The sequence below is a fragment of the Klebsiella sp. 54 genome, assembly GCF_018223875.1.
In the GTDB taxonomy this organism is placed as follows: Bacteria; Pseudomonadota; Gammaproteobacteria; order Enterobacterales; family Enterobacteriaceae; genus Klebsiella; species Klebsiella quasipneumoniae.
In genome coordinates this window covers 183,699-194,983 of record NZ_JAGRRA010000004.1, presented here as the reverse complement: position 1 = coordinate 194,983, position 11,285 = coordinate 183,699, and the positions used below count along the sequence as shown (strand labels likewise).

The 11,285-nt window shown below is 58.9% G+C and carries 11 protein-coding genes; 4 read left to right on the top strand and 7 right to left on the bottom strand.

Annotated elements, in window-relative coordinates; translation table 11 throughout:
* Nucleotides 1-146: 146 nt before the first annotated feature.
* Nucleotides 147-2,708, top strand: a complete 2,562-nt coding sequence (mutS, locus tag KHQ24_RS12400; RefSeq protein WP_023290813.1) for a DNA mismatch repair protein MutS — start codon at nt 147-149, stop codon at nt 2,706-2,708.
* 127 nt (nt 2,709-2,835) lie between these two features.
* On the opposite strand, the gene KHQ24_RS12395 is transcribed toward mutS, so the two are convergent.
* The 4 genes from KHQ24_RS12395 to KHQ24_RS12380 all read right to left on the bottom strand — a co-directional run bounded on the left by KHQ24_RS12395 (nt 2,836) and on the right by KHQ24_RS12380 (nt 5,688).
* Nucleotides 2,836-2,988 (bottom strand): Hok/Gef family protein, encoded by a 153-nt coding sequence (locus tag KHQ24_RS12395; protein ID WP_049116054.1) that lies wholly within the window; start codon nt 2,986-2,988, stop codon nt 2,836-2,838.
* Nucleotides 2,989-3,420: 432 nt separating this feature from the next.
* Entirely contained in the window at nt 3,421-3,657 is a 237-nt protein-coding gene (locus tag KHQ24_RS12390; protein ID WP_002915098.1) for a non-oxidative hydroxyarylic acid decarboxylases subunit D, read from the bottom strand.
* Nucleotides 3,658-3,667: 10 nt separating this feature from the next.
* Complete coding sequence (locus tag KHQ24_RS12385; protein WP_211777300.1) at nt 3,668-5,095, bottom strand: non-oxidative hydroxyarylic acid decarboxylases subunit C; 1,428 nt, start codon at nt 5,093-5,095, stop codon at nt 3,668-3,670.
* Nucleotides 5,095-5,688, bottom strand: a complete 594-nt coding sequence (locus KHQ24_RS12380) for a non-oxidative hydroxyarylic acid decarboxylases subunit B (protein WP_002915099.1) — start codon at nt 5,686-5,688, stop codon at nt 5,095-5,097. The genes KHQ24_RS12385 and KHQ24_RS12380 overlap by 1 nt, the downstream gene beginning before the upstream one ends.
* 172 nt (nt 5,689-5,860) lie before the next feature.
* Between KHQ24_RS12380 and KHQ24_RS12375 the strand changes: the two genes are divergently transcribed.
* Nucleotides 5,861-6,268, top strand: coding sequence for a MarR family winged helix-turn-helix transcriptional regulator (locus KHQ24_RS12375; RefSeq protein ID WP_004205611.1), 408 nt, complete (start codon nt 5,861-5,863; stop codon nt 6,266-6,268).
* 8 nt (nt 6,269-6,276) lie between these two features.
* Here KHQ24_RS12375 and KHQ24_RS12370 read toward each other — a convergent pair whose 3' ends face one another.
* Entirely contained in the window at nt 6,277-7,164 is an 888-nt protein-coding gene (locus KHQ24_RS12370) for a LysR family transcriptional regulator (RefSeq protein ID WP_004205610.1), read from the bottom strand.
* A gap of 108 nt (nt 7,165-7,272) precedes the next feature.
* On the opposite strand from KHQ24_RS12370, the gene KHQ24_RS12365 reads away from it, so the two are divergent.
* Both KHQ24_RS12365 and KHQ24_RS12360 read left to right on the top strand, forming a co-directional pair.
* Nucleotides 7,273-8,475 carry an MFS transporter gene (locus KHQ24_RS12365; RefSeq protein ID WP_004205608.1) on the top strand — a complete coding sequence of 401 codons (1,203 nt, stop codon included), beginning with the start codon at nt 7,273-7,275 and terminating at the stop codon, nt 8,473-8,475.
* A complete protein-coding gene (locus KHQ24_RS12360) occupies nt 8,472-8,849 on the top strand; it encodes a DUF4440 domain-containing protein (RefSeq protein ID WP_032456524.1) in 378 nt (125 codons plus the stop codon). The genes KHQ24_RS12365 and KHQ24_RS12360 overlap by 4 nt, the downstream gene beginning before the upstream one ends.
* Before the next feature lie 53 nt (nt 8,850-8,902).
* Here KHQ24_RS12360 and rpoS read toward each other — a convergent pair whose 3' ends face one another.
* Nucleotides 8,903-9,895, bottom strand: coding sequence for an RNA polymerase sigma factor RpoS (rpoS, locus tag KHQ24_RS12355; RefSeq protein ID WP_002915106.1), 993 nt, complete (start codon nt 9,893-9,895; stop codon nt 8,903-8,905).
* Between the two features lie 158 nt (nt 9,896-10,053).
* Nucleotides 10,054-11,184 (bottom strand): murein hydrolase activator NlpD, encoded by a 1,131-nt coding sequence (gene nlpD, locus KHQ24_RS12350; protein WP_004205605.1) that lies wholly within the window; start codon nt 11,182-11,184, stop codon nt 10,054-10,056.
* Nucleotides 11,185-11,285 lie beyond the last annotated feature (101 nt).

The following is an 11,285-nucleotide window of genomic DNA, read 5'->3' as shown; positions in this document are numbered from 1 at the left end:
GCGGCGCAACCGGAATCCGGATCGCGCCGCGCGCGTTCGTCAGTTTCCCTCGCCAGCCCATCTCCGTTATCATGTCTCATCCATGTGATAACGACGAAAACAACAAAATCGCAGCCATTTCAAATCAGGGATCTGGATAACACCCCATGAGCACAATTGACAATCTCGACGCCCACACACCGATGATGCAGCAGTATCTCAAGCTGAAGGCGCAACATCCTGACATTCTGCTGTTTTACCGGATGGGGGATTTTTACGAGCTATTTTATGACGATGCGAAACGCGCGTCGCAGCTGCTCGATATCTCGCTGACCAAACGCGGCGCCTCCGCGGGCGAACCCATTCCCATGGCCGGCATCCCCCACCACGCGGTGGAAAACTATCTTGCGAAACTGGTTAATCAGGGCGAGTCGGTAGCTATTTGCGAGCAGATAGGCGACCCGGCCACCACCAAAGGGCCGGTCGAGCGTAAAGTGGTGCGTATCGTCACGCCGGGCACCATCAGCGATGAAGCGCTGCTGCAGGAGCGTCAGGACAACCTGCTGGCCGCCATCTGGCAGGACAGCAAAGGCTTTGGCTACGCGACGCTGGACATCAGCTCCGGCCGCTTCCGCCTGAGCGAACCGGCCGACCGCGAAACCATGGCGGCAGAGCTGCAGCGTACTAATCCGGCGGAACTGCTGTACGCGGAAGATTTTGCCGAATCGTCGCTGATCGAAGGCCGCCGCGGCCTGCGCCGTCGCCCGCTGTGGGAATTTGAAATCGACACCGCGCGCCAGCAGCTTAACCTGCAGTTCGGCACCCGCGATCTGGTCGGCTTCGGCGTGGAAAACGCCCCCCGCGGCCTGTGCGCCGCCGGCTGCCTGCTGCAGTATGTCAAAGACACCCAGCGCACCTCGCTGCCGCATATTCGCTCCATCACCATGGAGCGCCAGCAGGACAGCATCATTATGGATGCCGCCACCCGCCGTAACCTCGAGATCACCCAGAATCTCGCCGGCGGCACCGATAACACTCTGGCCTCGGTACTCGACTGTACGGTGACGCCGATGGGCAGCCGGATGCTCAAGCGCTGGCTGCATATGCCGGTCCGCGATACCGCCGTGCTGGTGGAGCGCCAGCAGACCATCGGCGCGCTGCAGGAGCGCTATACCGAGCTGCAGCCGGTGCTGCGCCAGGTCGGCGATCTGGAACGTATTCTGGCGCGTCTGGCGCTGCGTACCGCCCGTCCACGCGATTTAGCCCGCATGCGTCATGCCCTGCAGCAGTTGCCTCTGCTGCGCGAGCAGCTGGCCGACGTTGACAGCCAGCCGGTGCAAAAATTGCGCGAGAAAATGGGCGAGTTTAGCGAACTGCGCGAACTGCTGGAGCGCGCGGTGATCGACGCGCCGCCGGTGCTGGTCCGCGACGGCGGGGTTATCGCCCCGGGCTACAGCGAAGAGCTGGACGAGTGGCGGGCGCTGGCCGATGGCGCCACTGATTATCTCGATAAGCTGGAGATCCGCGAGCGCGAGCGGCTGGGCCTCGATACCCTGAAGGTCGGCTACAACGCCGTCCACGGCTACTATATCCAGATCAGCCGCGGCCAGAGCCACCTGGCGCCGATCCACTACGTGCGTCGCCAGACGCTGAAAAACGCCGAACGCTACATTATTCCTGAGCTGAAGGAATACGAAGATAAGGTGCTGACCTCCAAGGGCAAGGCGCTGGCGCTGGAAAAACAGCTTTATGACGAACTGTTCGACCTGCTGCTGCCGCATCTTGCCGACCTGCAGGCGAGCGCAAGCGCGCTGGCCGAGCTGGACGTGCTGGTCAACCTGGCGGAACGCGCGGAAACCCTGAACTACTGCTGCCCGACCTTTAGCGATAAGCCGGGCATTCGCATCAGCGAAGGCCGCCATCCGGTGGTCGAGCAGGTGCTGAAAGAGCCGTTTATCGCCAACCCGCTGCAGCTGGCGCCGCAGCGGCGGATGCTGATCATCACCGGGCCGAACATGGGCGGTAAAAGTACCTATATGCGCCAGACCGCGCTGATTGCGCTGCTGGCCTATATCGGCAGCTACGTCCCGGCGCAGAAGGTGGAGATAGGCCCCATCGATCGCATCTTTACCCGCGTCGGCGCGGCGGATGACCTGGCCAGCGGCCGCTCGACCTTTATGGTGGAGATGACTGAAACCGCCAATATCCTGCACAACGCCACCGAACACAGCCTGGTGCTGATGGATGAGATTGGCCGCGGCACGTCCACCTACGACGGTCTGTCGCTGGCATGGGCCTGTGCGGAAAATCTCGCCAACAAAATCAAGGCGCTGACGCTGTTCGCCACCCACTACTTCGAGCTCACTCAGCTGCCGGAGAAAATGGAAGGCGTCGCCAACGTCCATCTCGACGCGCTGGAGCATGGCGACACCATCGCCTTTATGCACAGCGTGCAGGATGGCGCGGCCAGCAAGAGCTACGGCCTGGCGGTCGCCGCGCTGGCCGGGGTGCCGAAAGAGGTGATCAAGCGCGCGCGGCAGAAACTGCGCGAGCTGGAGAGTATTTCGCCCAACGCGGCGGCGACCCAGGTCGACGGCACGCAGATGTCGCTGCTCGCCGCCCCGGAAGAGACCTCGCCTGCGGTTGAGGCGCTGGAGAATCTTGATCCGGACTCCCTGACCCCGCGTCAGGCGCTGGAGTGGATTTATCGTCTGAAAAGTCTGGTCTAGCACCCCAATCGCCCTATTAAGGTCAAAAACGGCAGCGCCGCTCAGCGCTGCCGTTTTAACAAACTAAAAATGGGTGCAAGAGGATGCGTCCTGACAACCGATACGCGGGGTTGCCCCCGCGCGGATGCTACTTCTTCGATTCGTAAGCGAGAACAGCTTTAAACTCAATATTACGCTCTTTAATACTCAGCTCGCATAGTGAGCTGTGCGCCAACAGCGTAAATCCCAGTACCGTAATACAGAGTACGATGATTGCCACAAGGGCATATTCCGTCAGCATATCTTGCCTCCCTGCAAAGAAGAGACTAACATCTGAATTGTCGATGTTCATTCGCTAGCCTCAGTTGATAGAAATATCTCCTGGGGCTTTCGTCTGTCTGGGGTCCTGGTAATGCTCAAGGCCAGACAGCCTCAAGCACCCGCCGCTATTCTATACTCGTCAGGGCGTGAAATTTATCTGCAAGGAATTAATCAGACGGATTTTATAATAATCTGGAAGCAGGCTCGCAAAGTCATCCCACGCTATTATCCCTTTACACCATTTCTGGATTTAATGAATAAAATAACTTTTATCATTCTGCGAAATATAAAAAAACCGACTGAGAGATTATCCCAGTCGGCGTATTTGTCGCAGGCAGTTTGCGCACTGCCCAGTTTTAATATGGCCGGTAAAATAGCCCAAATGAAATAGGCCCTTAGCGGGCCCTTTTCATTAACGCTTATCTTCCGGCAATAGCGGCGGTACGTGCGGCACCTGCGGCGCCTCATCAATATCTTTCTGCGTCATCCGGAACGCTTCCGGATAGTGCTCGCGGCTGGTGCGGCGCAGCGGCTCGGTATCCCGCCAGGTATAAAGGCAGTGCTGGCACTGATACACAGTCCAGACCCCTTTCACCGGCGATGTTGCCATGACTTCAATCTTTTCATCGGCGCAACGTGGACAAATCATCTTCTTCTCCTTATTTACGGTTGGCCAGCCTGGCGGTCAGTTTTTCAGCCCAGGCTTTGGTTTCCGGCAGATCCTGCACCGGCTGGCTGTAGTGGCCGCGTAGGTCCGGCGCAACCGGGGTGGTGGCGTCGATAATGAGTTTGTCGGTGATGCCCGCTGGGCTGGAGCCTGGGTCAAGTTCAAGGACCGACATGTTCGGCAACTGCACCAGGTCTCCCGCCGGGTTAACCTTAGAGGAGAGCGCCCACATCACCTGCGGCAGATTGAACGGGTCGACGTCTTCATCAACCATAATCACCATCTTCACATAGCCGAGGCCGTGGGGAGTGGTCATCGCCCGCAGTCCCACCGCGCGGGCAAAGCCGCCGTAGCGTTTTTTGGTGGAGATGATCGCCAGCAGACCGTGGGTGTACATGGCGTTGACCGCCTGCACTTCCGGAAACTCTGCCTTCAGCTGCTGATACAGCGGCACGCAGGTGGCCGGGCCCATCAGATAGTCGATTTCGGTCCATGGCATACCGAGATAGAGCGATTCAAAAATCGGTTTGCTGCGATACGAGACTTTGTCGATGCGCACTACCGTCATGTTACGACCGCCGGAGTAGTGGCCGGTAAACTCACCGAACGGCCCCTCTATCTCACGCTTGCGGCCTTCAATCACCCCTTCGAGGATCACTTCCGAACCCCAGGGCACGTCAAAGCCGGTCAGCGGCGCGGTGGCGATGGGATACGGGCTCTCGCGCAGCGCGCCGGCCATTTCATATTCTGACTGATCGTATTTCAGCGGCGTGGCGCCCATCAGGGTGATAATCGGGTCGTTACCGAGGGTAATGGCGATCGGCAGGTCTTCCCCGCGCTCTTCCGCCTTATGCAGATGCAGGGCGATATCGTGCATCGGCACCGGCTGCAGGCCGAGCTTGCGCTTGCCTTTCACTTCCATACGGTAGATACCGACGTTTTGCTTACCGAAGTTGTCAGGGTCAAGCGGATCGCGCGAAACGACACAGGCTTTGTCGAGGTAGAACCCGCCATCGCCATCGTTGAGGCGGAACAGCGGCAGAATATCGAACAGGTTGATATCGTCGCCATCCACGGTGTTTTCCGCCCATGCCGGGTTGGCGCGGCGCTCTGGCGTCACCGGGAAGTTATCCCAACGGCGGATGAATTCATCAATCTGCTTTTTCACCGGCGTGTTGGGCGGCAGGCCCAGCGAGATGGCATGGTTCTGCCACGAGCCGATGGTGTTCATCGTCACCCGGGCGTCGGTAAAGCCGCGAATATTATCGAACCACAGCGCCGGGGCGCCGTCGCCGATGCGTCCGGTGGCATTGGCCGCCGCCGCCAGGTCTGGCTCAGCGTTCACCTCTTCACTGATTTTCAGCAGTTGTCCCTGGTCATCCAGCGCCTGCAAAAAGCTGCGCAAATCATCAAAAGCCATTATTCGATCTCCTGTGCAAATTGTTCTGCCGTACGCAAGCCGTTCCAGCGGCGCGCCTTGTGGTAGTCGAGGCCAAACTGATCCAACACCCGGGTCACAATATGGTTGGTGATATCGTCAACCGTTTCCGGGTGGTTGTAGTAAGCCGGCATCGGCGGCACCATCGCCACGCCCATCCGGGACAGCGCCAGCATGTTCTCCAGATGGATCGTGCTGAGCGGCATTTCCCGCGGGACCAGCACCAGCTTGCGCCCCTCTTTAAGCACCACGTCCGCCGCGCGGCCCACCAGCCCTTCGGCATAGCCCGCGCGAATGCCCGCCAGCGTCTTCATACTGCAGGGAATAACGATCATGCCGTCGGTGCGAAATGAACCTGATGAGATGGTGGCGGCCTGGTCGGCCGGGCTGTGGGAAAAGTCCGCCAACGCGGCCACTTCCCGTGCCGTCCACGGCGTTTCCAGCTCGATGGTGGTTTTGGCCCATTTCGACATCACCAGATGGGTTTCCACCTCCGGCATATCGCGCAGCGCCTGCAGCAATGCCACCCCAAGCGGAGCCCCGGTGGCCCCCGTCATCCCAATAATCAGTTTCATTCCACACCTCATTCATTTTGTTCGTATACGAACTTTGTGCTTAAATTACCCCCTCCTGAGCCAAATGACAAGATCGTTCGTATACGTGCGCATTTTTAATCAAACAGGGAAAAGGTATAAAAAGGCGTACGAACAGCTATCATAGAGGTGACAGTTTTGTTACGGAGTATTCATGGAGTTACGAAACGAAGCATTCCACCTGCTGCGCCAGCTTTTTCAACAACATACCGCCCGCTGGCAGCAGGCGTTACCGGACCTGACTAAGCCTCAGTATGCGGTGATGCGCTCGGTTGCCGAGCAGCCGGGGATCGAACAGGTGGTGCTGATTGAAGCGGCGGTCAGTACTAAGGCCACGCTGGCGGAGATGCTCAGCCGGATGGAAGCGCGCGGCCTGGTGCGCCGGGAGCACGATCCGGCCGATAAACGCCGCCGTTTTGTCTTTCTGACCGACGAAGGCGAGGCGCTGCTTAACCGTTCCATTCCGCAAGGCAATGAGGTCGATGACGAGTTTCTCGGCCGCTTGAGCGATGATGAACGCGAGCAGTTCTCCCGGCTGGTGCGTAAGATGATGGTTCCCTGAGCAAGCGCCTAGTCGAGCTGCTCACGCAGAAAGTCGATAAACGCCCGCACCCGGGTCGGCATATGCTGCGCATCGGGAAAAAGGGCATACACGCCCTGCGGCGGGAAATGGTATTCCGGCAGGACAGCCACCAGCTCCCGCTGCGCCAGTTTCCCGGCCACCAGCCAGGCAGGCAGCAAAGCGACGCCGCATCCGGCCAGAGCAAAGCTCATCAGCGCCGTGGCGCTGTCGGCTGAAAACCGTGGCGCGTTGACTATCGTAAAATCCACCTCTGCCTGTTCATCCGTTCGCAGCTGCCAGCGCAGCGGCGCCGGCAGACGCTCGTGAATAATCCAGTCAGCTTGCGCCAGATCGGACAGCGTCTGCAGCGGATGGCTCGCCAGCCAGGCCGGTGAGGCGACGGGCAGGATCGCAAAACTGGCAATCCGCGTCGCCCGGTAGCGGGAATCGGCCAACGTGCCGAGGCGTATCGCCACGTCAAATCGTTCGGAGATAAGATCCGCATGATGGGAGGACGAGACGTGCCGCACCCGTAACGCCGGATGATGACGGGAAAACGCCGCCAGCGCCGGGATGATAACCTGTGCGCCATACTCCGGCGTAGTGGTGATCCGCAGCTCTCCGCTTAAACCGCTATGGCTGGCCCGAACCTCATCCTGCAGATTTTCCGCCGCTTTCAGCAGCGCCACCCCACGCTGATAGAACAGCGCCCCGGCGTCAGTGAGCCGCAGACGGCGCGTCGAACGCAGCAGCAGGGTCACCCCCAGCTCATTTTCCAGTTGCCTTACGTTAAAGCTGACCACCGCTTTGGTCTGCCCCAGCGCCGCGGCGGCCTGGGTGAAGCTGCCGGCGTCCACCACGGCGATAAACATGGTCACGCGCTGAAGGTTTAGCATCGTCGTCCGGATGATTGTCAAAAATATTCAGACAGTATATCCCGATTCACCCCGTTTATCCCCCGTGGCGCCGGGTTTACAGTAGCCGCCTGTCTGAGGGAGTGAATCATGACCTATCGCCACCGCGTTGCCACCGTTTTTCTGTTCGGCTTTTTTCTCGACTTAATCAATATGTTTATCGCCAGCATCGCCTTCCCGGCTATCAGCCACGCGCTGGCGGTATCCGTCTCGCAGCTGGCGTGGGTCAGCAATGCCTATATTCTTGGCCTGACGGTCGTCGTGCCGTTCAGCGCCTGGCTCAGCCAGCGCTGTGGACCAAAACGGCTGTTTTTACTCTCGCTGGGGCTGTTCAGCCTCGGCGCGCTGGCATCAGGGCTGGCCCACAGCCTGGGTGCGCTGATTTTCTGGCGGACGTTGCAGGGGATGGGCGGCGGGCTGCTAATCCCCCTCGGTCAGGCGCTGACCTGGCCGCTGTTTCAGCCGCAGGAGCGGGCGAAGCTATCGGCGGCGGTGATGCTGGTCGGCCTGCTGGCGCCCGCCTGCTCGCCGGCGATCGGCGGTCTGCTAGTCCAGGCCTTCAGCTGGCGCTGGGTCTTTTTCGCCAGCCTGCCTGTCGCCCTGCTTACCTTTATGCTGGCGGCGCGATGGCTGAACGACACCTCCGCCCCTGTCCGGCCGGCCCGCTTGCTCCCGCTGTCGTTGCTGGCCGATCCTCTCCTGCGCTTCGCCATGCTTATTTATCTCTGCGTACCGGGGATGTTTATTGGCGTCAACGTCGTGGGAATGTTCTACCTGCAACGCGTCACCGGGATGGCGCCGGGGGCCATTGGCGCCCTGATGGTGCCCTGGTCGCTGGCCTCGTTTGTCGCCATCACCTTTACCGGCAGGTATTTCAACCGCTTCGGACCGCGGCCTCTGGTGATAGTCGGCTGCCTGCTTCAGGCGGCAGGGATCCTGCTGCTGCTGCAGGTCGATGCGCACAGCCCGCTGGCGCTGTTGATTCTGGCCTTTACGCTGATGGGCGGCGGAGGCAGCTTATGCAGCAGCACCGCGCAAAGCAGCGCTTTCCTGCATACGCCTGGCGAAGAGATGCCTGACGCCAGCGCGCTGTGGAACCTTAACCGCCAGCTCAGCTTCTTTGCCGGCAGCGCGCTGCTCGCTCTGCTGCTGAGGATATTCCCGCCGGCCTACGCCTGGCAAGGCGCGTTTAGCTGCGCCGCCGCCATAACCCTGTTGCCGCTGCTGTGTTGCCTGCGGCTGAATAATCGGGCGATTATCCATCGCCTGCACACCACTCTGGAGAAGTCATGAACCCGTATCTGCAGGAAGTCCTCGACGCCCATGTCCTTATCGAACGCTGGTTAAGCCAGGGGGAAGGGAGCGCTGAGGCGCTGATGAGCCGTTTTGCCGCCGAATTCACTATGATCCCTCTGAGCGGCGATAAGATGGACTACCCGACGGTGAGCCGTTTTTTCCACCAGGCGGGCGCAAGCCGTCCGGGATTACACATCGTGGTGGATCAGACGAAAATCATCAGCGAGTGGCACGACGGCGCCGCCGTGCTATACCGTGAACGCCAAACGCTGGCGGATGGCAGTGAGAACGTACGCTGGTCGACGGCGATTTTTCAGCAAGCGGAAGGGAAAATTGTCTGGCGCCATCTGCAGGAAACCCGCCGCGGCTAGCGTAAAGAAAAAGGCCCCCGACTTTCGAGGGGGCCTTTTTGAGAGAAAAGATCTTATTCGCGGAAGAGCGCTTCGATATTCAGTCCTTGCCCCTGCAGAATTTCCCGCAGACGACGCAGACCTTCCACCTGGATCTGACGCACACGCTCGCGGGTGAGGCCAATTTCACGGCCCACATCTTCCAGGGTGGCGGCTTCATAACCCAGCAGACCGAAACGACGCGCCAGAACCTCACGCTGCTTGGCGTTCAGTTCGAACAGCCATTTAACGATGCTTTGTTTCATATCATCGTCCTGCGTGGTGTCTTCCGGGCCGTTCTCTTTCTCATCGGCAAGAATATCCAGCAGCGCTTTTTCTGAATCGCCACCCAGCGGGGTATCCACCGAGGTGATGCGCTCGTTCAGACGCAGCATACGGCTGACGTCATCGACCGGTTTGTCCAGCTGTTCGGCAATCTCTTCCGCGCTCGGCTCGTGGTCCAGCTTATGGGACAACTCGCGCGCGGTACGCAGATAGACGTTCAGCTCTTTGACAATGTGGATCGGCAAACGGATCGTACGGGTTTGGTTCATGATCGCCCGTTCAATGGTCTGGCGGATCCACCAGGTCGCATAGGTCGAAAAACGGAACCCACGTTCCGGGTCAAACTTCTCAACGGCGCGGATCAGGCCGAGGTTACCTTCTTCAATCAGATCCAGCAGCGCCAGACCACGATTGCTGTAACGACGGGCAATCTTCACCACCAGACGCAGGTTGCTTTCAATCATGCGACGGCGTGAAGCGACATCACCACGCAGTGCGCGACGCGCGAAATAGACTTCCTCTTCCGCGGTCAGCAGTGGGGAATAACCAATCTCTCCAAGATAAAGCTGAGTGGCGTCAAGCACGCGTTGCGTTGCGCCTTGCGACAGCAGCTCTTCCTCAGCCAGATCGCTATCACTGGGTTCCTCTTCTACTAAGGCCTTCTCGTCGAAAACCTCAATTCCGTTCTCATCAAATTCCGCGTCTTCATTTAAATCATGAACTTTCAGCGTATTCTGACTCATAAAGGTGGCTCCTACCCGTGATCCCTGAGCAAAGCACCTTCCACGGCGCATCAACAAAAGACGCCAGGACGATTTCCCCTACTCCTCTCTGCGAGAGGCGCATAGACACCGCCCTGGCGCCTGTTAGCTAATGCTTCGCTTATCCGTACTTTGCCAAATTATCGCTGCGGTAAGTACTGCAGCGGGTTGACGGATTTCCCCTTGTAACGAATTTCAAAATGTAATCTTGTTGAGCTGGTTCCGGTGCTACCCATGGTAGCGATTTTCTGCCCCGCTTTGACTTCCTGTTGCTCCCGAACCAGCATGGTATCGTTATGAGCGTAGGCACTCAGGTAATCATCGTTGTGTTTGATGATAATAAGATTACCGTAGCCGCGCAGTGCGTTACCGGCATAGACGACGCGCCCATCGGCGGTCGCGACAATAGCCTGTCCCTTACTGCCTGCAATGTCGATACCTTTATTGCCGCCTTCCGCGCCACTAAAGTTCTCGATAACTTTGCCATCAGTCGGCCAGCGCCATGATGAGATCGGCGAACTGGTTGACGTACTGCTTGCAGTCGGCTGGGTTGTGCTCACCGTTGTTGGTGCCGTCACCGGCGCGACGACCGTCGAGGTCGTGGTCGCTGGTTTATTATTAGGCAACATCTTGGTAGCACTTTGTTCACCTGAGGATTCAGAATACGTAATAGTCGGTTGTGAAGCAACCACCGCGGTCGATTTTTGTGCAGAAGTTGTGGTGGCCGTCGCACCGCCGCTCGCCCTTGCGCTGGCCTGAGAAACGGCATTTTCACCGGTGATCGGCTGGCCTGAAGCGTTGCCGACCTGCAGCACCTGGCCGACGTTCAGGGCGTACGGGGCCGGGACATTGTTGCGTTGCGCCAGGTCACGGAAATCGTTGCCGGTGACCCAGGCGATATAGAACAGGGTGTCGCCGCGTTTGACCGTATAGGTACTGCCGCCGGTATAGCTACCTTTCGGAATATCGCCATATTTGCGGTTGTAAACGATCTTGCCATTCACCGTCTGCACCGGCTCCTGCGCCATTGGCTGCGGCTGAATGGTCTGGGTCTGTACCGGCTGGATCGGCTGCGCCTGAGGAGCAGACTTGACGCCGGAGGATGGCGGCGTAATCAACATGCCGGAGTTGGTGCTGGAAGAGGCGGCACCGCCGGCAGAGCTGACCGGCGCAGGCGGATTATTGGTGTTGGTACATCCGGCCAGCCAGAGTGAAACCAGTGAAAGAGCCGCAATACGGCTGACGGTAAATTTGGTGCTTCCCGCGCTCATTTATCCCCCAGGAATATGTTAACTGCCAATATCTTGCTTACCGGGCGACGCCCGGCCAGGACACTGAAAAATGTGTCCACCCTACGCCTAAAGTCAGGCAA